Annotated in this window: 16 protein-coding genes and 5 pseudogenes; 15 read left to right on the forward strand and 6 right to left on the reverse strand. The window is 71.6% G+C overall.

The window, feature by feature from the left end; genetic code table 11:
- The first annotated feature begins 137 nt into the window (after positions 1–137).
- Positions 138–773: a glyoxalase gene (locus QQM39_RS00520; protein ID WP_301994577.1), complete on the forward strand. Its 636-nt coding sequence runs from the start codon at positions 138–140 to the stop codon at positions 771–773.
- Positions 774–1089: 316 nt separating this feature from the next.
- Here the strand turns inward: QQM39_RS00520 and QQM39_RS46030 are convergent.
- Positions 1090–1452 (reverse strand): annotated as a pseudogene (locus QQM39_RS46030) (transposase family protein); the annotation flags it as partial.
- Position 1453: 1 nt separating this feature from the next.
- On the opposite strand from QQM39_RS46030, the pseudogene QQM39_RS00530 reads away from it, so the two are divergent.
- Positions 1454–1594: pseudogene (locus tag QQM39_RS00530) on the forward strand (ATP-binding protein); the annotation flags it as partial.
- Between the two features lie 116 nt (positions 1595–1710).
- Here QQM39_RS00530 and QQM39_RS00535 read toward each other — a convergent pair.
- Positions 1711–2045, reverse strand: a pseudogene (locus QQM39_RS00535) (alkene reductase); the annotation flags it as partial.
- Between the two features lie 30 nt (positions 2046–2075).
- On the opposite strand from QQM39_RS00535, the pseudogene QQM39_RS00540 reads away from it, so the two are divergent.
- A pseudogene (locus QQM39_RS00540) lies at positions 2076–2225 on the forward strand (SAM-dependent methyltransferase); the annotation flags it as partial.
- Between the two features lie 432 nt (positions 2226–2657).
- Here the strand turns inward: QQM39_RS00540 and QQM39_RS00545 are convergent.
- A complete protein-coding gene (locus QQM39_RS00545) occupies positions 2658–3485 on the reverse strand; it encodes a trans-aconitate 2-methyltransferase (protein WP_301994580.1) in 828 nt (275 codons plus the stop codon).
- A gap of 141 nt (positions 3486–3626) precedes the next feature.
- Positions 3627–4490 (reverse strand): annotated as a pseudogene (locus QQM39_RS00550) (FAD-dependent oxidoreductase); the annotation flags it as partial.
- Positions 4491–4909: 419 nt separating this feature from the next.
- On the opposite strand from QQM39_RS00550, the gene QQM39_RS00555 reads away from it, so the two are divergent.
- The 7 genes from QQM39_RS00555 to QQM39_RS00585 all read left to right on the forward strand — a co-directional run bounded on the left by QQM39_RS00555 (position 4910) and on the right by QQM39_RS00585 (position 11330).
- Positions 4910–5749, forward strand: a complete 840-nt coding sequence (locus tag QQM39_RS00555) for a DUF1206 domain-containing protein (protein ID WP_301994581.1) — start codon at positions 4910–4912, stop codon at positions 5747–5749.
- A gap of 28 nt (positions 5750–5777) precedes the next feature.
- Entirely contained in the window at positions 5778–6212 is a 435-nt protein-coding gene (locus QQM39_RS00560) for a hypothetical protein (protein ID WP_301994582.1), read from the forward strand.
- A gap of 265 nt (positions 6213–6477) precedes the next feature.
- Positions 6478–7041 carry a 2'-5' RNA ligase family protein gene (locus QQM39_RS00565; RefSeq protein WP_301994583.1) on the forward strand — a complete coding sequence of 188 codons (564 nt, stop codon included), beginning with the start codon at positions 6478–6480 and terminating at the stop codon, positions 7039–7041.
- Between the two features lie 89 nt (positions 7042–7130).
- Positions 7131–7733 (forward strand): DUF6230 family protein, encoded by a 603-nt coding sequence (locus QQM39_RS00570; protein WP_301994584.1) that lies wholly within the window; start codon positions 7131–7133, stop codon positions 7731–7733.
- On the forward strand, positions 7730–8122 hold the full coding sequence (locus tag QQM39_RS00575; protein WP_301994585.1) for a DUF6114 domain-containing protein: 393 nt from the start codon (positions 7730–7732) through the stop codon (positions 8120–8122). The genes QQM39_RS00570 and QQM39_RS00575 overlap by 4 nt, the downstream gene beginning before the upstream one ends.
- A gap of 16 nt (positions 8123–8138) precedes the next feature.
- Complete coding sequence (gene uppS, locus QQM39_RS00580) at positions 8139–10052, forward strand: polyprenyl diphosphate synthase (protein ID WP_301994586.1); 1914 nt, start codon at positions 8139–8141, stop codon at positions 10050–10052.
- A gap of 150 nt (positions 10053–10202) precedes the next feature.
- The gene (locus QQM39_RS00585; RefSeq protein WP_301994587.1) at positions 10203–11330 is read left to right on the forward strand and encodes a hypothetical protein; all 1128 of its coding nucleotides are present in this window, start codon (positions 10203–10205) and stop codon (positions 11328–11330) included.
- Between the two features lie 98 nt (positions 11331–11428).
- Here QQM39_RS00585 and QQM39_RS00590 read toward each other — a convergent pair whose 3' ends face one another.
- Positions 11429–12529, reverse strand: coding sequence for a DUF3533 domain-containing protein (locus tag QQM39_RS00590; protein ID WP_302003425.1), 1101 nt, complete (start codon positions 12527–12529; stop codon positions 11429–11431).
- 156 nt (positions 12530–12685) lie between these two features.
- Here QQM39_RS00590 and QQM39_RS00595 point away from each other — a divergent pair, with 156 nt between their 5' ends.
- From QQM39_RS00595 to QQM39_RS00615, 5 genes are all read left to right on the forward strand, one after another.
- Positions 12686–14032 carry an MFS transporter gene (locus tag QQM39_RS00595; protein ID WP_301994588.1) on the forward strand — a complete coding sequence of 449 codons (1347 nt, stop codon included), beginning with the start codon at positions 12686–12688 and terminating at the stop codon, positions 14030–14032.
- Between the two features lie 16 nt (positions 14033–14048).
- The gene (locus tag QQM39_RS00600) at positions 14049–14720 is read left to right on the forward strand and encodes a response regulator transcription factor (RefSeq protein ID WP_301994589.1); all 672 of its coding nucleotides are present in this window, start codon (positions 14049–14051) and stop codon (positions 14718–14720) included.
- 17 nt (positions 14721–14737) lie between these two features.
- Positions 14738–16156 (forward strand): HAMP domain-containing sensor histidine kinase, encoded by a 1419-nt coding sequence (locus QQM39_RS00605; RefSeq protein ID WP_301994590.1) that lies wholly within the window; start codon positions 14738–14740, stop codon positions 16154–16156.
- The gene (locus QQM39_RS00610; protein WP_301994591.1) at positions 16153–17145 is read left to right on the forward strand and encodes a TAXI family TRAP transporter solute-binding subunit; all 993 of its coding nucleotides are present in this window, start codon (positions 16153–16155) and stop codon (positions 17143–17145) included. Before QQM39_RS00605 ends, QQM39_RS00610 begins: the two co-directional genes overlap by 4 nt.
- Positions 17146–17449: 304 nt before the next feature.
- The gene (locus QQM39_RS00615) at positions 17450–17944 is read left to right on the forward strand and encodes a peptidylprolyl isomerase (RefSeq protein ID WP_301994592.1); all 495 of its coding nucleotides are present in this window, start codon (positions 17450–17452) and stop codon (positions 17942–17944) included.
- A gap of 53 nt (positions 17945–17997) precedes the next feature.
- Here QQM39_RS00615 and QQM39_RS00620 read toward each other — a convergent pair whose 3' ends face one another.
- A complete protein-coding gene (locus tag QQM39_RS00620; protein WP_301994593.1) occupies positions 17998–19713 on the reverse strand; it encodes an IlvD/Edd family dehydratase in 1716 nt (571 codons plus the stop codon).
- Between the last annotated feature and the right edge of the window lie 130 nt (positions 19714–19843).

Consider the following 19843-nt stretch of genomic DNA (forward strand, 5'->3'; position numbering starts at 1 on the left):
TCGTGGTAGTCCACCGCTTCGTAGGCGGAAGGAGTGTGCTTGCCGTAGAGGGGCGAGGCCTCAGGGCTCTGCCAGGTCTTCGTTCTGGTCAGGAATCGAGAAGCGCAGGCTTGAGAGCCGTAGCTAGCGTCGTCGTCATGACTTCGATCAAATCCGTCACCCTTGAGGTGGCCGACCCCACCGCCGCCCACCGCTTCTACACCGCGGCCTTCGGCTTGGGCAGCCAGATACAACTGCGGTCCTCGGAAGCACCGACAACCGGCTTCCGCGGGTTCACGCTGTCGCTCGTGGTGTCCCAGCCGGCCAACGTCAACGCCCTCGTCGACGCAGCCGTGGACGCCGGCGCCGCGACGCTGAAGCCTGCCGCCAAGTCGCTTTGGGGCTACGGAGGCGTCGTACAGGCCCCGGACGGGACGGTCTGGCAGGTCGCATCGTCGTCGAAGAAGGACACCGGGCCGGCCACCTGGCAGGTCGACGAGATCGTGCTCCTGCTCGGTGTCGAGGACGTGAAGGCGAGCAAGCAGTTCTACGTCGATCGCGGCCTGGCCGTGGCGAAGAGCTTTGGCAGCAAGTACGTAGAGTTCGTGACTGGGTCGGGTCCCGTCAAGCTGGCGCTGTACAAGCGCCGTGCCCTGGCCAAGGTGGTCGGCGTCTCCGCCGGCGGCACCGGATCGCACCGGCTCACGATCGGCGGCGATGCGGGGCCGTTCACCGACCCGGACGGCTTCGCGTGGACGACCGCGTTGGAGGCCGCCTCGCCGGGGAAGGGGTGAGGCAGGCGTACGCCGCCATCGGCGTAAGGGGTTTCGCCGTATGTCTGCTGTGCCTCGCGCAATTCCCCAGACAGAAGTTCACGCATTTCCCCAGGTACTGGCGTGAGCAAGCGGGGGGCTTGTGTCAGTGCCACCAAAGCACGAAAGTGCCCCAGCAGGCACTCACCAGCACGTCCTTCTCCCTCTGGCATGCCGTCGACAATGAGCGGTATGCATCGTGAAGTTGCCGGTCACGGGTCTGGTGTGCGGGGGGGGCGGGGTGCTCGTGCTGGTCGTGGGCGGATGACTTCGGCGAAGATCGTCGGTCATCGGGAGGCTCGCGGTTCGTGAGGACCAGCAGGGCCCTGACCAGGGCGGTCGCCCATGTCGGGTCGGTGCGGACCTTGCCGAGGACCCGCCAGTTCTTCAGGTGGGCGAAGCCGTGCTCGACCGGCGCCCTCACGGCTGCCAGCGCCTTGCTGGACAGCTTCTGACCTCGCGTTAGGGGCCGGTTCCGGGCGGTCTTGTAGCCGGTGATCACGGCCGGGTCGGCGTCGGGATCACTGTCGTCGAGGCCGACATATCCCAGGTCTGCGATGGCCCCGAGTCCGGCCGCCCGCAGTTTGGCGGTGAGCTGGTCGTGGCGGCAGGCGGTGATCTCCGAGGTGCGTCCGGGTCGGGCCGCCGAGACCCACAGCAGCCAGGTCTTCGGCGACGAGGTCCTGGCCACCGCGATCCTCGACCGCCTCCTGCACCGCTGCGAGGCCGTCTCGATCAACAGCAACAGTTGCCGGCTCAAGAACCGCCTCCAGGCCATCCAGCGGGACACCGACGCGGCCTGAGCCGTGGTGCACAAAGCTTCGTACGAGGTGGCGCACTCGCACGAGTACGCGCACACTGCGGCCACGCGGCGTCTTGCCTCGCCCGCACTCGCGGATGATGACTTCTTTTCAGGTCAAGTGATGTCGTCCTGGTCCAGTTCCTTCGGCGTGACGTAGTCCTGGGGGCCTGGTACGTGAACACCTGGCCCGCCGCCGCGACGGAGGAGGGGGCGACGGGGATGAATCCGTCGGGCAGCAGGCTGGGGTGGCTGATCCGGCCGGTGTGCATCAGCTGGGCGAAGATCGTGCCGCCCTGGGCATGGACGGCGTCGGTCACCTTCCGCCAGGCGTCGACCTGCTGGGCGGAGTGCAGGCCCGGGATGTTGGTGTAGCCCTGGCCGCCGACCGACGGCTGGATGCCCTCGGTGATGATCAGTCCGGCGCTCGCTCGCTGGGCGTAATAGGTCGCCATCAGCTCCGTCGCCGTGGCTGCGGGAGCGTCGGGCTCGCGTACACAACCGAGTCCCTGCGGTGGATCTTCTCGGAGCTGACGGAGGTGGAACTGTGCCGGATGCGCGACGAGACGGCGGACTCGCCGTGGTTCGGGGAGGACTTCTTGTGGACGGGGTTGTTCAGGCGGCAGGTGAGCTGAAACGGGACGCGCCCGATAGTCAGCCAAGTCCTGCTCGGTCGCCTTCCGCCACGCCACTCCGCGGGAGGACAAGAATTCCAGCAGCAGCCGGGTATCCGTCGCGTAATTCCGCTTCGACTCGCGTTCCAGATTCCGGAATTCCTTGGAACGGACGTAGTCCAGCAGATCTTCACCGACCGGGCGATCCGGTCTCAGGAACACCGGATCGCCCGGTCGCAGACCGATCCGAGCTACCGCGTCTGGCAGGTCCTGCACCCCCAGGAAGTCGTCTAGCCCTTGGTGATCCGTTCGCGGGTGGTGAGATTGTTGATCGCGGCAGGAACGACGTTGCGGTCAGCGCCGTAGTCGAAATAGTGGGCAGCCGGAACATGCGACAAAGGCGCGGTGCGTTGCCAGATGGAGATGTGCGGGTGGGCACGGGTGGAGGTGCGCCTACCGTAGGGCCGGAGCCGTTCGTGACACCCGCAGCTCCGTGAGATACCGCTTGGTGACTCGGCCTCCGTAGCGCCTGTCGATCAGCCCGGCAATGCACTCCAGCAGGCCCTCCCTGGCCTGCGGCGACAGCGCCCGGTGGCCGGAGTAGGTCCGCAGCACTGCCAGATACTCCGCCGTGGTGTACGTCAGGTCCCACACGTAACGGCGGAAGATGACAGGTCCGAACCGGCCGCTGCGTGCGACCTCATCCGCGTGATCCGAGGTGTCGACATCGGCCGCGGCAGGAAGCCGCAGTCCCGGAGTAGTGTGCGGATCGAAACACTCGTAGCAGCCCTGAACCTCGACGAAGAAGTCTTCGCTGCCGCCCGCCACATGCTGCGTGGCGACTACCGCGAGGGCGCCACCGGGCCGCAGCGCGTCGGCGGCTCTTGCCATCCTCACCGCCGGATCGATCCAGTGGAACGCCGTCGCCGAAACCACGGCGTCGAACGGCTCCTGCGGCAGCGGCCAGGTCTCGAAGTCCGCTGTCACGATCTCCACCGTCTCGAAGCCGGCCAGATTGCGCCGGGCGACGGCAGCCATGTCCGCGCCCAGCTCCACAGCGGTAATCCGGCAACCGCGCTCGGCGAGCGGCAAGGTCGCCTTGCCTGTGCCTGCTCCCACCTCCAGGACACGACAGCCGGGGCCGGTTCCGGCCACCTCGGCGAGGTCGTCGAACAACTCCGGCGGATATCCGGGCCTGGCCCGGTCGTACAGCTCCGCGTCCTCGTCGAAGGTCCGGCTCAGGCGGACACGGCGCGTTTCGTCAGGCGTGTCGTCGCGCATGGGCAGCACAATAGGGCCTGTCCGGTGCGTCAGGAGCGGAGCCAGAGACGTGCGGAGTACGCCTCGCCCGCCCAAGGCGTCGAATCCAGTGAACGATTAGGACTGTGCCTCGCTCAGACCGCCGGTTGCTCCGGTGTCGCCGGCGGTGCGTCGGTAGCCGAAGGCCGGCGAGAGGGGTTCGGCCTCGTCCAGCCACCGGTGCAGGAGCGGATGCGGCAGCCTCTTGGTGTACGTCACGAACTCGTCGTCGTCCGTGGGCGGTTCGTCGCCGCGCAGTCCCGAGACGATGACCAGATGGCTGCCGTCCTCCAACGGCAGCGCACCGCCGGCGTGGACCTGGTCGGGGCCGGGGTAGACGTAGTAGCCGAGGGTGTCGCCGTCGAGGACGCCGTTCTTGCCGCGGTAGACGCGCGAGGCGTACGCAAGTCCCGTGTCGATGGTCTCCTCGTGCGGGGCCTCGGCCCCGATCGCCGTGAGCCACTGCGGGGCCTTCGTGCCGCTGCCGGAGGCGTCGACGACCAGGTCGGCCTCGAGGGCCCGCTGGTCCCCGCGGGCGTCGCCGGTGCGGTCCCGCAGCAGCACGCCCCGCACGCGCGAGGCGTCGCCGAGGAGCCCTACGACATCGGTCCCGTCCACCGCGCTGATCACCGGGTTGGCCAGAACCCGCCGCCGTACCAGCTCCTCGAGCTGCGCGCGGGAACCCGTGTAGATGTGCGTCGTCGCGGGCAGTCGGCGGAACCAGCGGCCGTTCTGCCACAGCACCATGTCCGACGGCATGCCCACCCGCGGGGCCCCCGCCGCCCGTAACTCCGCCAGGAAGCCCGGCAGCAGCGACTCCATGGCCACCTGCCCGCCCTCCAGCAGGACATGTGGATGTCGGCCCTGCGGTACGCCGGGGCGCGGTTTCGTCCCCTCCGGGAACCGGTCGCGCTCCACGACGGTCACCCGGTCGGCATGCCCCGCCAGAACGTGCGCCGCGAGCATCCCCGCGAGACTCCCGCCCACCACTACCGCGTGCCGCCCACCCCAGCCGTCGCCCACGCCCCAACCGCCCTTTCCTCCGGCAGAGTTCACTCAGCCGCTCCCCTGATCGCCACGACGCGAGAAGCCACCAGTATCCCGCTCCGCAGGACGGGTTGACCGCGTTCAAGCCCTTTTACGCCTCCCCGAACACACCCGCCCGCCCCGGGCCCGCCGTCCGGCGCCGCCCGGCACAGCACTCACGGTCACGCAGCATCCACCACCGCCCGCCGGCGACAGGACCGCCCGGATCCCGAATGCGCCTTGGGTGGTCGCGGTCCGTGCCGTACACGGGCCGCGAAGCGGCTGCTCATCGTCGCCCTGCACGGCCTACTCCCCTGGCCGGCGGCACAGCCGCGTGTGTGGTGGCCGTGCCGGGGCATTCGGACTGCCAGGAGGTCTACATGGACACGAGTGCGTTGGCATGGACAGGGCGCTTCCGGGCCCGGCGGGTGGCGCGGGGTTCGGTCACCGAAGGGGCGGCGCGGGCGGGTCTCGCCGCACGGGGTGTGATCTATCTGCTCGTCGGTGTGCTGGCGCTGCAGATCGCCTTCGGCGACACGAACAAGCAGGCCGACCGCGCAGGGGCCTTGGCGGAGCTGTCGCAGAAGCCGTTCGGCGCGGTGCTGCTGTGGGCGCTGGGCATCGGACTCGTCGGCATGGCCTTGTGGCGGTTGTCCGAGGCGCTCTTCGGCTCCGTCGGGCAGGACGGTCGCAGCGCGCGCAAGCGGCTGCTGGCGACCGTTCGTTTCGCGTTCTACGTCTTCGTCGCGTATTCCGTGCTGTCGTTCGCGGCGAGCCGGAACCACAGCGGCGGCGGATCCAGCGACCAGCAGTCCCGGGACGCCACCGCCCGGGCACTGGAGATACCCGCCGGTCAGTGGCTCGTGGGCGCGGCCGGTGTCGCCATCGTCGTGGCCGGCGGCTGGATCGGCGTACGGGCGGTCCTGCGCAAGTACCGCGACCAGCTCAGGCTCGGGCAGATGAGCCACCGGACGCGGCAGCTGGTGGACGTCACCGGGGTGGCCGGCGGCGCCGCCCGCGGGCTGGTGTTCGCCCTGGCCGGCGTCTTCGCCGTCCGCGCGGCCATCGACTATGAACCCGAACAGGCCAAGGGGCTGGACGACACCCTGCGCACCTTCGCCGAGACCCCGCTCGGCCCCTGGCTGCTGGTCTGCGTCGCGGCCGGGCTGGTGCTGTTCGGTGTGTTCTCCTTCGCCATGGCCCGCTGGCGACGGGTCTGAGCGGCGTTCTGTGGGGAACACGAAGCGGATGAGTGAATCCGAGATTCCGCATGGCGACGGCCGGCCCGTGGACGTCTACCTGGACCTCCTGCGCATCCGGATGGACACGGACGACTACCGCCTTCTGCTGCGCGTGGTGGAACCCGCCCTCCAGGCGATCGAGGAGGAGCGCCTCTCCAGCCTCGACCTCGCGCTCGACACGGGGGACGGCGACGAGCTGCCCCAGGAGGTCCGTGACGAGGCCGCGCTCGTGATCGCCACCGCTGTCACCGGCCGCCTGGACAATGAAGTGATCGAGATCGATGTCGACGAGACCGGCCCGGTCAGGATCGTCACGGACGCGACCACCGCTTCCGATCCCGTCCGCCTCGGCGAGATCGCCGCATACATCAGGGAACGGAACAAGCAGACGGAAGAGCTGCGGGGCATCGCCGAGGTGAGCGGGCTGCCCACGGACTTCTGAACGGCAGCGGCAGCGGCAGCGCTGAGGGTCTGCGGTAGCTGCCCTGCCGACCGCCCAGGCGATCGAGATGCAGCCATCATGTGATCGCCTCGGCGAACTGTGGGCGCTGGTCGGTCGGTCTGGGGAATGCCGTTCGGGGCGGGGCCGGTGATCACATCGGGTACGAACCAGTAGTAGTGGCCCCACTTGGGCTACACCAAGAACTGGCCCGATTTGGGAGCATGGCCAGGTGGACGGGAATCCGGCTTTCGGTGGGATCGAGCCGATGGATGCGCTCGAGGTGGCGCCGACGGCCCGGACTGCGGTGGCGTGGCTTCCGCCGCGGGAGCTGTGGCCGGCCATTCAGGACATCCGCTGGGAGCACGATCCGCAGGTGCGGCGCTGGCCGCCGCATGTGAACCTGCTGTTCGGCTTCGTGCCGGAGGAGGCGTTCGACCGGGCCGCGCCGCTGCTCTCCACCGTCGCGGCGCAGAGCACGCCGTTCACGGCGCGCCTGGCCGGTGTGCGGTACTTCCGGCACCGGCAATACGCGACGGTCTGGCTCGATCCGGCCGCGGCGGACACGGCGCCATGGGCCCGCCTCCACCGAGAGCTGCGGCTGCGGTTTCCGCTCTGCCAGGGGCGCGGCGGCCGCTTCACCCCGCATCTGTCCCTCGGCCGCACGCAGGACCCGAAGACCCTGGCGACCGAGTGTGCCCTCCGGCTCGGCACGCTGTCGGCGTCGGTCGAGGAGGTGGTTCTGCTCTCCCGCCGGGGCGAGGAGCCCATGGTGCCCCGGGCCGTGATCGCCCTGGGCACGGGCGAGGTCCGCGACCCGGGCACGTACTGAGTGTGCGGCGACCGGCCGCGGAGTCGGAGTCGTATCAGCCGATCGTGGGTTTGGCGGTACTTCGGTCCGGGTCGGTCGTTGGGTCGGTCGTGATCGATGACGACTTCCCCGTGATGACCAGCGGCGGGCGGACAAGCCGCCGCCGCTTCGCTCTGGCGCTGGCTCCCCTGCTCGTGGGTGCCTCCGTCCTGTTGGCCGGGAGCGCGGCAGGGGCCGTGTCCGTGGCGTTCGCGGGGGAGGTTCCGGTCACCGTGCATGCCGCGCGGGTGTCCGTATCGGGTGTGTCGGCCTCGCCGGCCGCCGCCGGCCGCGGCGGGTTGTTGCCCGCGCTGGCGACGCGCGCGGAGCAGGCGACGGTGGAGGACGCCTGCGTCACCTCCACCGCCCGCCTGCCGGTCGTCGGAGCGGTCACGGCCGTCGTACGTATCGAGCAGGCCTCCGCCACTGGCCTGACGGTTGAGGCGGGCAAGGCCACGGCCCGGTCGGTGAAGCTCTCCGGCGCGAGGTTCAGCACCCCGCGGCTGTCCCTGCAGGAGCCCACGGGCCTGTTCAACGTCGGAGCGCAGAAGGTCAGCGGCAGCACGGTGACCACGCAGCCGCATGCCTTCACCGCCGGGACGATCACGTCCCGGGGTGTCTCCATCGATGTGCGCCAGGGTGCGGGCGGCTGCGCACCGGGAGCGGCCCGATGAGTACGGCAATGCGGCCTGACCGGCGGTTCGGCCGGCGAGGATGGCGGCGGAGCCGCCCGTTCACGGCGGGGCTGCTGTTGGGCCTCGGCGGGCTGGAATTGATCTGCGTCTCCTGGGTGGGGCTGGGCTTCCTGCGGTTCACCGGCACCGCCGGCGCCGCGTCGTGGGCCCTCGGCGCGCTGTTCGTCGTCGCCGGTGTGACGACGTGGCACCACCCTGCCCTGCGCTACTTCTCCGGCGTCCTGGCCGCGGTGCTGTCCCTGGTCAGTCTGGTCGCCGCCAACCTCGGCGGCCTGCTGTTGGGCTTCCTGCTCACCGCCGTCGGCAGTGCCCTGGCCCTGGCCTGGGTCCCCCGGCCGGCAGCTTCGACCGCAGAAGTGGAGGCGTGAGGTGAGGTTTCCGGCTGTGCCCACCGCCCGGGTCTACCAGCGCAGCGGCATCCACGACGCGGCCCTGCGCCGCGGCTACGACGCGTGCCGCCGCGCCACCCGAGCGACGGGCGAGATCGAGTACGCCGTCTCGCTGCTGCTGCCGCCGCCGTTGCGGACCGCCACCTGGGCCCTGTACGGCGCCGTACGAGCCGTGGACGACCTGGCCGACGCAGCCGACGGCACAGAACCCCCTGGCAGCCGGAGCGGAACCGGCGGCGACGGGAGGGATCCGGGGCGGGCCGGGCGGCTGGAGGCGTGGATCTCGGCGTTCGACGCCGACCTGCGCGACGGCCGCAGCAGCGACCCGGTACGGCAGGCGCTGATCCACACCATGCTGACCTGGAACCTGCCGCCGGGATTCCTGCACACGGTGTTCGAGGAGCTGCGCCAGGACGTCCACGGGCGGCAGTTCGCCACGTGGCAGGAGTGGCGGCGCTACAGCAGCCTGGTCAACACCCCGTTCTGGCTGCGCGCGGGCTCACTGGTGCTGCGGGTCGCGGGCCTGCCCGCCGAGCCGGAGGCGATCGCCGCGGGCGTGCCCGACGCGGCCGTGGCGTGGCAGACCGCCGTCGACGGTCTCTATCTCACCGACGCCCTCGTCGACCTCTCCGAGGACCTGGGCCGCGGCCATGTGCCACTGCCGCAGGAGGCCTTGGACGAGGTCGGCGTGTGCCGGGCGGACCTGCTGGCCCGGCGCGCCACCCCGGAGTTCGAGGAACTGGTGCGCCGCCTGGCCGACCGGGCCCGCGCATGGCTGGACCGCACCCCGCTGCCACCGGTGCTGCACCCGGCGGTCGGCGTCGCGCTCGGCGCCTACACCGACCTGTACCGGCTGCGCCTGAAGGCGGCGGCCGACGCCCCCGCCGCGCTGCTGCACCGCCGCCCGGCGTTGCCGCGGGGCGCCCGGCTGCGCCTGTTGCTGCCTGCCCGGGCGAAGGCCGCGCTGGCCTGGGGCCTGTTCCCTTTCCCCATCCGGACCTGCTCGCCGGACCCCATCCGGTCCTGCCCGCCGGGCCTCGCCCCGGCAGACGCGCCCGAAGCGTCCGGCTGGGCCGAGGAGATGCGCTCGGTTGCCGCCCAGCGGCGTCCGACGGTTCCTCCGGCCCCGCACGCGTCCGGCGCCCGCCCGCCCCGGCTGCCCGCCGAGGCCATGCCCTGCCACGTCGCGATCGTGATGGACGGCAACGGCCGTTGGGCTGTCGCCCGCGGGCTGCCGCGCAGTGACGGCCACCGGGCGGGCGCCGAGGCACTGATCGACGTCGTCCACGGTGCCCTGGAGATCGGCCTGGAACACCTGACCGTGTACGCGTTCTCCACCGAGAACTGGAAGCGCCCTGCCGACGAACTGCACGCGCTGATGTACGAGATCCCCGAGTGCCTGCGTCGCCTGACGGACGGCGACACGACACTGGACGTCCGCGTGCGCTGGGCCGGAGTGCGCTCCCGCCTGCCGGCCGACGTCGTCGAGACCCTCGTCGAGGCCGAGCGGGCCACCCGCCACCACACCGGGCTGACCCTGACCATGTGTGTGAACTACGGCGGCCGCTCCGAGATCACGGCGGCCGCGGCCAAGCTCGCCCAGGAAGCGGTCGCCCGCAGGGTCGACCCCGGCTCCGTGTCCGAGCATGCCTTCGCCCGATACCTGCACGTCCCCGAACTGCCCGACGTGGACCTGTTGCTGCGCACGGGCGGCGACCAGCGGACCTCCAACTTCCTTCCCTGGCAGGCCACTTACGCCGAGCTGCTGTTCCTGGACACCCCCTGGCCCGAGGTGGACCGCCGTGACCTGTGGGACGCGATCGAACAGTACGCCCGCCGCAGCCGCCGCTACGGCTCACTCCCCCGCATCCCGGCCCAGCTCTCCGCCACCGGACCTTCGAAGCCATGACGCGATACGGGCTTTGTCACGTGAGTATCTAGACCTCCGCGGTTCGCTGGTTCACGGTGGTCCCTCCTGTCCGGCCTTGTCGGTCCCTGACCGGCGCTGCCCGGCACTGTCCGGCACTGTCCGGCGCTGTCCGCCTGGAGGGATTCCGCAGTGAGACGAAGGCGATTTGTCGCAGGGGCGATCGGCGCGTTGTCGGGGATCGGGCTCGGCCCGGCTCCGGTCCGGGCCGACGAGGCGACGCCCCGTGCGCAAGGCTGGCAGGCCGTGCCGGCGCCCGGCAGCACTCCGGCCGCGCAGCTGCGCCGTATCGCCGCAGCCGGATCCCAGCTGGCCTGGGCGGTCGGCGAGGAGGGCCGGGCCGGGTCGTCGCAGGGGCGGGGGCTGGCCATGCTGTGGAACGGCGGCGCCTGGACCAGGACCGACCTGTCGCACCTGGACCACACACGGTTGAGCGACGTCGCCGGCGTCTGCTCCACCGCGGCGTGGAGTGTGGGCCGGCCTGCCGGGAGCGGCAGCCCGCTGCTGCGCTGGGACGGGACCACCTGGCGGGAAACCACGTTCCCGGGCAGGGGCGAGCCGGACGTTCGGTTGGACGCGGTGGCGGTCGGCCACGACGGGCGGGTGTGGATCTGCGGCAGCCGAGGCGGCGCCGCCCGTCTGCTGCACTGGGATGGGCAACGATGGCAATGGCTGGACCCGCTGCCCGTCGCGAGCGCGAATCTGTACCGGGTCGTACTGCGCTCGCCGGGCGAGGTCTGGGTGAGCGGCGACCAGTCGAACGGCGGAGGATGGTCCGGGCTCGTGGCCCGCTGGGACGGAGCCTGGACGGTCCTGCCCCCGATCGCGGGCCTGCGTCTGGGGATCGCCGATCTTCACTCGGCCGGTCCCGACGATGTCTGGGCGGTGGGCACCGAGGCCGGTGTCGGCGGGCCGCCCGGCCGTCCCGGCAACCCCGCCCTGAGCCACTGGGACGGCACGGCCTGGACGCGGGTGGAAGCGGGCTTCACCGTCGGGTCGTTGAGTGGAATCGCCGGCGATGCGCAGGGGCGCGCCGCGTGGATAGCGGGCTGGAACTACCAGGACCAGAGCCGCAGTACGTACCTGCGCCGGCACGGTGACACCTGGACCGTCGTCCGAGGCCCGGCCGGTACGGCGCCGGCGCCGTACCTCAACGACGTGACGTGGATTCCCGGTACCGCGGGGTTCTGGTCGGCGGGCATGACGAGTCCTGCACCGGCCCCGCCGACCGAGGCGTACACGGAACGCATCGAGGCCTGACGCGGATCCCGTACGCGGCTGGGGCCGAATCCAGCCCCCTGATCCTCGACAGCCGGGGCCCACGCGATGCCCTCGCGTGGGCCCCGTCGTAGCGCGGGTCAGGCGTCGGCGTGTCCGCGTTCGCGCCACCACGAAGCCGACCAGGCGAGCAGCGCACCGCCCGCGGCGTAGGCGCCGAGCACCCAGAGTGCCGACGTGGTCGCGTTGCCCGAGAAGTACACGGTGTTGCGGACCAGGGTGGTGCCCGCCCCGGGCGGCAGGGCCTGGCCGATCGCGCTCCAGAACGACGGGAGCAGCGGCGCCGGGTACACACCGCCGGAGCTCGGGTTGCCCAGCACCACGAAGAGGAGGATGACCACGCCGGTGCCCAGCAGGCCGAGCAGGGTCTGCAGGGCGAGCGCGGTCGCCGCCGAGGCGAGGACGATGAGGGCGCCGAGGCCGCTCAGGGCCCAGAAGTGACCGCCGAGCGCGTCGAACACCGGCCCCACGATCACCGCTCCGGCGATGCCCGACACGAGGGCGTACGGCACGAGGACGGCGAGCCGGATGAGGGTGCGGTGGCGGTTGGCGGGCCGGGAACCCGCGGCCATGCCCATGATCGTCGCGGTGAGGTAGCCGCCGATCACCCAGCCGAGCACGAGGTAGAAGGACGTCATGCCGCGCCCGTCCCCGGCGTTCGGCGACCGGATGTCGGTGACGGTGATCTGGCGCTTTTGCGCCGCCTCGATCTTCTGGGCGATCTGCGTGGCGGTCTGCGACACCGAAGGCCCGCCCGCCGAGGCGACCAGGAGGGTGTCCTTGGTGCCGGTCGCGTTGAAGAGGAAGGCGGCATCCGCCTTCCTCGTGAGGACCCACTGGCGGGCGGCGGCGGCGCCGGCTGCCGCCGTGGCCTCGACCGGGTCGCCGTCGAGGGCGTTGAGCTGGGCGACGATCTTCGCGGACGCCTGCTGCGGAGCGGCCACCGCGACCGGGATCCGGTGCGGCGTGGGCGAGTGGAAGGCGCCGACGTAGGAGACGACGAAGGCGAGCTGGACGAGCAGGCCACCGAGCACGAGCCCGAACGCCCGAAGCGTTACGGCGTCCCTCAACTCGGCGACGAAAGCAGGGGCCTTGGCGGCGGCGTCGACGGGTGCGTCGGCGGCGGCGTCCGTGGGGGGTATGCCCGGCGGTGGGCTGGACTGGGAGTTCACGGGTCTGATGATCGCATGGGTATGTGAACGAGCCCCTCGGTGTGGATGTCGTACGCCCCGCCGCTTCAGCCCTAAGGGACTGTTAGGACTTCGTTCGCGCTGTTGAACGGCCCTGTCGTGCCGTCGACTCTGTGTGCTCCCGGGCCGCAGACAAGGGAGTTTTCGATGGCCACACAGACCACGCCCGTGAGCGCGCGGGAGTCGCGCCACGGTGAGCGCAGGGTCGTCAGCAACATCGTGCGCGGATCGATCGGCAACTTGATCGAGTGGTACGACTGGTACGCGTACACCGCGTTCAGCGTGTATTTCGCCGCCGCGTTCTTTCCGTCCGGTGACCAGACCGCGCAGTTGCTGAACACCGCCGCGGTGTTCGCGGTCGGGTTCCTGATGCGCCCGATCGGCGGCTGGGTGCTCGGCCGTTACGCCGACCGGCGTGGACGGCGTGCGGCGTTGACGCTGTCGGTGACGCTCATGGCGGCCGGTTCCCTGATCGTGGCGCTGACCCCGTCGTACGGCGCGATCGGGGTCGCCGCGCCGGTCCTGCTGGTGACGGCGCGGCTGCTGCAGGGGCTGTCGGTCGGCGGTGAGTACTCGACGTCGGCCACCTACATGTCGGAGGTGGCCTCGCCCGGTCGGCGCGGCTACTACTCCAGTTTCCAGTACGTCACGCTCATCGCCGGCCAGTTGACGGCGCTCGGTCTGCAGATCGTCCTGCAGCAGGTGCTCAGCGCCGCGCAGATGGAGGCGTGGGGCTGGCGGGTCGCGTTCGTCGTCGGGGCCGCCGGGGCGGTCGTCGTGCTGTGGCTGCGGCGCGGCATGGACGAGTCGGAGAGCTTCGAGCGTGCGGCGGCCGAGGGAGACGACGGCGAGAGCGGTGGGCCGGCGCGCGGCAGTCTGCGGATGCTGCTGTCGTACCCCCGGCAGTGCCTGGTCGTGGTCGGGCTGACCATGGGCGGCACGCTGTTCTTCTACACGTACACCACGTATCTGCAGAAGTTCATGGTCAACACCAGCGGTATCGCCAAGCCGACGGCGGCCTGGATCAACTTCTTCGCGCTGCTGGTGTTCGTGGTGCTGCAGCCGGTCATGGGGCTGTTGTCCGACCGGGTGGGTCGCCGTCCGATGCTGATCGCGTTCGGAGTGCTGGGGGCCGTGGTGGTGGTGCCCTCGCTCACGCTGCTGTCCCACACCAGCGATCCCGTGTACGCGTTCCTGCTCATGGTCGGGCCGCTGGCGGTCAGTTCCCTGTACACCTCGATCAGCGCGGTGGTGAAGGCCGAGCTGTTCCCCACCTCGATCCGGGCGCTGGGCGTCGGTCTGCCGTACGCGCTGACCGTGGCCGTGTTCGGCGGGACGGCCGAGTACGTGGCCCTGTGGTTCAAGAACGCCGGTCACGAGAGCTGGTACTTCTACTACGTCACCGCCTGTGTCCTGATTTCGCTGCTCGTCTACATTCGGATGCGCGAGACGTCCGACGGATCGCCGCTGGAGACCGAGATCCGCGACCACTGACGGAAGGGAGGCGACCGTGCGTGTGCTGCTGGCCGAGGACGACGACGGGGTGGCCGACGCCCTCACCGAGGCCCTGTACGAGCACGGTCACCTCCCCACCCGGGTCCGGCGCGGCGAGGAGGTCCTCGTCCGCCACCGACAGGCAGACCTGTTGCTGCTCGACCTCGGTCTGCCCGACCTCGACGGGCTGGAGGTACTGCGCAAGCTGCGCGCGGTGAGCGGTCTGCCGGTGGTGGTCCTCACCGCGCGGGGCGACGAACGGTCGGTGGTGCGCGGCCTGCGGCTGGGCGCCGACGACTACCTGGTCAAGCCGGTGCGGCTGGCCGAGCTGCTGGCCCGGATCGAGGCCGTCACCCGCCGCGCCACGACGGCCGCCGCGACAGCCGCCGCTCCGGCGCCGCGTACGGTCCGCGCCGAGGACGTCGAGGTCGACCTCGACGCGCGCCGGGTCACGGTCGGCGGTGCCGAAGTGCGGCTGACCACCAAGGAGTTCGCGGTCCTCGCCGCGCTGGCGACCAGGGCCGGTACGGCCGTCAGCCGCCAGCAGCTGATGGACGAGGTGTGGGGCGACGCCTACCTGGCCGTGTCCCGTTCGCTCGACGTCCATCTCACCCAGCTGCGGGCCAAGATCGGCCGGCCCGAGGTGCTGACCACGATCCGCGGCTTCGGCTACCGGTTCGGCGGCTGAGCCGGCAGGGGCCTCGTATGCGTACCCGGGTGTTGACCGTCGTCCTGGCCTTCGCCGTGCTCGCGGTGGCCGGCTTCGCCGTCCCGCTGCTCGGCGTCACCGCCACCCAGCGCACCGAGCAGCTCGTCGCGGCCCGCACCGCCGACCTCGACCGCTTCGCGGGGCTGGCCGAGCAGGCCGCCGTAAGCGGCGACACCGGCGCGCTGACCGCCGAGGTCACCCGGTACACCGAGCTGTACGGCGAGGCGGTCGTGGTCGTCGACGCCCGCCGTGCCCCGGTCGCGCAGACCGGCGGCATGCGCGCCGCGGACCCGGCCGTCGCCCGCCTGGTCGACGCGGCGCTGCGCAACCAACCCGTCTCCCCCGGAGGCACGTTGCGCCCCTGGTCGCGCGGCGACAAATTGCTCGCCCGCCCGGTGGGCACGGGCACCCGGGTGTCCGGCGCCGTGGTGCTGCGGGCCTCGGTACGGGCAGCCGCCGACGACATCGCCCTGCGCTGGGCGCTGGTGCTGGCCGGTGCGGGTCTGTTCGCGGTGGCGTGCGTGCTCCTCGCCCGCGCCGCCACGCGGTGGGTCGTACGCCCGCTGCACCGCCTCGACCGGGCGGTCGGCGCGCTGGCGGCCGGGCTGCCCGCCGAGCACGCCCGGGCCGGCGGCCCGCCCGAACTGCGCCAGCTGGCCACCGGCTTCAACCGCATGGCCGACGCGGTGACCACCGCGCTGGAACAGCAGCGCCGCCTGGTCGCCGACACCTCGCACCAGCTGCGCAATCCGCTCGCCGCACTGCGCCTGCGCATCGACTCCCTCCAGCCCCGCCTGCCCGACTCCGCCACCCGCACCTACACCGGCGTGACCGCCGAACTCGAACGCATGGAGCACCTCCTCGACGACCTGCTCGCCCTCGCCAACGCCGAACACCGCGCCGGAGAACTGGCCGTGGCGGACGGGCCGCAAGCGTGTTGCGACGCGACGGCGGTCACCGCCGCCCAGGCACAGCTGTGGCACCTGGTGGCCGAACAGGCCGGAGTCCAGCTGGAGTTCACCACCGGCTCCTCCGTCCGCATGGTCTGCACGGAGGGCGAACTGGCCCAGGTGGCCGACATCCTGCTCGACAACGCGATCAAGTACGCCGGGAGCGGCGCCCGCGTCGAGACGCGCTGCTTCGCCGACGGCCCGGACGCGGTGTTCGAGGTACGGGACGACGGCCCGGGCCTCGCCACCGGCGAACTCCCCCAGGCAGGCATCCGCTTCTGGCGCTCGGAGCGGCACCGCGAGGTACGCGGCAGCGGCCTCGGTCTGGCGATCGCCGCGCAGTTGGTGACCGGGCGGGGCGGACGCATCGAGTTCGCGGCGGCCGTGCCGCACGGCCTGCGGGTCAGAGTGGTGCTGCCTCGTGCCGAGCACGGGGTGTCCTGTCCGCAGGGGCGGACCGCATGACCGGAACCGGCCGCCGCACCGCGCTGCGCTCCGTCCTCGGTACGGCGTGCACGGGGCTGCTCGCAGCCGCCGGGACGGCCGACGCCCGGCGCGCGGACCGTGGCCCGCAGGGGAGGCTGCGGATCGCGACCGGCGAGACCGACGGCTTCTACGCGGCCTTCGGCCGGCTGCTCGCCGAGCAGGTGACGGTGGCGTACCCCCGGCTGTCCTGCGAGGTGATCCACAGCGAGGCCAGCGTGGCCAACGTACGGCTGCTGCAGGCGGGGCGGGCCGAGGTGGCGCTGGCCCTGGCCGATATCGCGTGGGCCGCGTACGGCGGCTCGGCACCGTTCGGCCGCCGTGTCCCGCTGCGGGCGATCGGCCGGGTCTACGAGAACTACGTGCAGCTGGCCGTGCGCGCCGACGCACCCATCCACACCGTCGCCGACCTGGCGGGGCGCACCGTCTCGCTGGGTGCGCCCGCGTCCGGCGGGGCCGTGCTCGGCGACCGTCTGCTGCGCGCGGCCGGACTGACCCCGGGGACCGACGTGCGCGTACGCCACCTGCTGATGCCGCAGGCGGCGCGTGCGATGCGGGACGGCGCCGTCGACGCCCTGCTGGTCGCGGGCGGTGTACCGCTGCCGGTGCTGTCCGGCCTCGACGTCAGGCCCGGCATCCGGCTCCTGCCGCTGGGCGGCCTCCTGCCCCGCCTGCGCGCCGGTACGGAACGCCCCGGATCGGGTCTCGAGGCGGTGACGGTGCCGGCCGGGGCGTATCGCGGAACGCCCGAGGTGACCACCATCGGCGTGGCCAACCTGCTCCTGTGCCGCCCCGACCTGCCCGCGCCCATCGCCGCCGCCCTCACCCACGTCCTGGTGCGCCGCGCCACCCGGCTCGTCCCCGGCACGGCGCTCGGTACCCAGTTCCTCGACGTCCGCAGCCTGATCTCCACCGGCGTCGTGCCTCTGCATCCCGGGGCGGTTGTCGCCTACCGGGAGCTGCACGGCTAGCCAGTCGTCCAGAAGGCCGCCACTCGCAGGAGAACAACATCAGGCTCCGCGAGGTCGCGCGCAGGGCGGCTCCCCCGGCTCTGGTCTGAACCAGAGGAGCCTGGCCGGACCAGCCCCCAAGGGGAACGCCGCTGAGCCCGGCCTGACCGCCAAGTCCCCAGCTCGGCGCGTTTCACTCGGACCGGCACCGAGTGCGGCGAGTTCGTCACAGTGCGTGTGCGTCGGATCACCGTCATGGGTGCCGCCCGCACCGTCGCGCGCGGCCGATTCGATCTCTGCCCGTCTGTTGTGGAGAATCATGGCCATGAGCGAGAACGTGTTTTTCAAGGTTTCGGCCGGTGGCGAGGACCTCGGCCGCATCGTCTTCCGACTGTTCGACGACGTGGTGCCCAAGACCGCGCGCAACTTCCGTGAGCTGGCGACGGGCCAGCACGGGTTCGGCTACAAGGGTTCGCCCTTCCACCGGGTCATCCCGGAGTTCATGCTGCAGGGCGGTGACTTCACCCACGGCAACGGCACCGGCGGCAAGAGCATCTACGGTGAGAAGTTCGCGGACGAGAACTTCCAGCTCAAGCACGACAGGCCGTTCCTGCTGAGCATGGCCAACGCGGGTCCGGGCACCAACGGCTCGCAGTTCTTCATCACCACCGTGGTGACGCCGTGGCTGGACGGCAAGCACGTCGTCTTCGGCGAGGTCGTCGAGGGCGAGGACGTCGTCAAGGCGATCGAGGGCCTCGGCAGCCGCTCGGGCGCGACGGCCAAGGAGATCGTCGTCGACGACTGCGGCGTCGTCGCCTGACGACCTTGTGCAGGGGGGCGGGTCCTGACGGACCTGCCCCGTCGCCGCCGCGGTCAGTGTGATTCGCGGCTCACCTCCGAGCCGCTGGACCCTACGAGGAAGTCCAGATCCGCACCGGTGTCGGCCTGGAGGACGTGGTCGATGTAGAGGCGTTCCCAGCCGCGCCGGGGATCGGCGAAGCCGGCGACGGCGGCCTTGCCGGGGTTTCTGCGGGCGAGTTCGTCGGCGGGTACGTCGACGTCGATGCGGCGGGCCTCGACGTCCAGGGTGATGAAGTCCCCCGTGCGCACCCGTACGAGGGGGCCGCCGGCCGCGGCTTCGGGGGCGACGTGCAGGACGACCGTGCCGTACGCCGTGCCGCTCATCCGGCCGTCGCAGACGCGGACCATGTCGCGGACGCCCTGTTCGAGAAGCTTCTTCGGCAGAGGCATGTTGGAGACCTCGGGCATGCCCGGGTAGCCCTTGGGGCCGCAGCCGCGCAGCACGAGGACCGAGTCGGCGTCGACATCCAGGTCCGGGTCGTCGATACGGGCGTGGAAGTCCTCGATGGAGTCGAAGACGACGGCCCGGCCGCGGTGGCGCAGCAGGTGCGGGGAGGCTGCGGCCGGTTTGATGAGCGCGCCGTCGGGTGCGAGGTTGCCGCGCAGGACGGCGATGCCGCCCTCGGCGACGAGTGGTTCGGCGCGGGTGCGGATGACCTCGGTGTCCCAGATCGGGGCGTCGTCGAGTGCGTCGGCCAAGGGCTTGCCGGTGACGGTGAGGGCGTCGGGGTCCAGCAGGTCGCGGACCTCGCGCAGGACGGCGAGCAGGCCTCCGGCGCGGTGGAAGTCCTCCATGAGGAAGCGGCCGGCCGGCTGGAGGTCCACCAGGACCGGCACGCGGGAGCCGATGCGGTCGAAGTCGTCGAGGGTCAGGTCGGTGCCCAGGCGGCCCGCGATGGCCAGGAGGTGGACGACGGCGTTGGTCGAGCCGCCGATGGCGGCGAGCGCGACGATCGCGTTGTGGAAGGACGCCTTGGTGAGGATCGATGCGGGCCGGCGGTCGGCGCCGATCATGTCCACCGCCAGGCGGCCGGTGTGGTGCGCGGCCTGCAGCAGCCGGCTGTCGGGGGCCGGGGTTCCGGCCACGCCCGGGACGACCGTGCCGAGGGCCTCGGCGACCAGGGCCATCGTGGAGGCGGTGCCCATGGTGTTGCAGTGGCCGCGACTGCGGATCATCGCCGACTCGGAGCGGGTGAACTGCTCCTGCGAGAGCGTGCCCGCCCGCACCTCCTCCGAGAGCCGCCACACGTCGGTGCCGCAGCCCAGCGGTGTACCTCGGAAGGTGCCGGTGAGCATCGGACCGCCGGGTACGACGACGGCGGGCAGGTCCACCGACGCGGCGGCCATGAGCAGCGACGGGATCGTCTTGTCGCAGCCGCCCAGCAGGACGACGCCGTCGACAGGGTTGGCCCGCAGCATCTCCTCCGTGGCCATCGCGGCCATGTTGCGCCAGAGCATGGCGGTGGGCCGCACGTTCGTCTCGCCGAGCGACACCACGGGCAGGTCCAGCGGGATGCCGCCCGCCTCGTACACGCCGTCGCGCACCGAGGAGGCGACCTCGTCCAGGTGGGCGTTGCAGGGGGTCAGGTCCGAGGCCGTGTTGGCGATGGCGATCTGCGGTCGGCCGGTGAAGGCGTCACCGGGCACGCCCCTGCGCATCCACGCCCGGTGGATGTAGGCGTTGCGGTCCTGTCCCTCGTACCACTGTGCGCTGCGCAGCCTCACCATGGGACCTCTTCCGGCAGTCGGTACGGAGGCCTACAGTCTGGAACGCCATGGAGCATACGCAGACGTACGACGGATCGACAGCCCGCGTCGAGCCCCACTGCTGACGTGCCCCGCCCCTCACCACCCGCTC

This window comes from Streptomyces sp. DT2A-34, assembly GCF_030499515.1.
Taxonomy (GTDB): domain Bacteria; phylum Actinomycetota; class Actinomycetes; order Streptomycetales; family Streptomycetaceae; genus Streptomyces.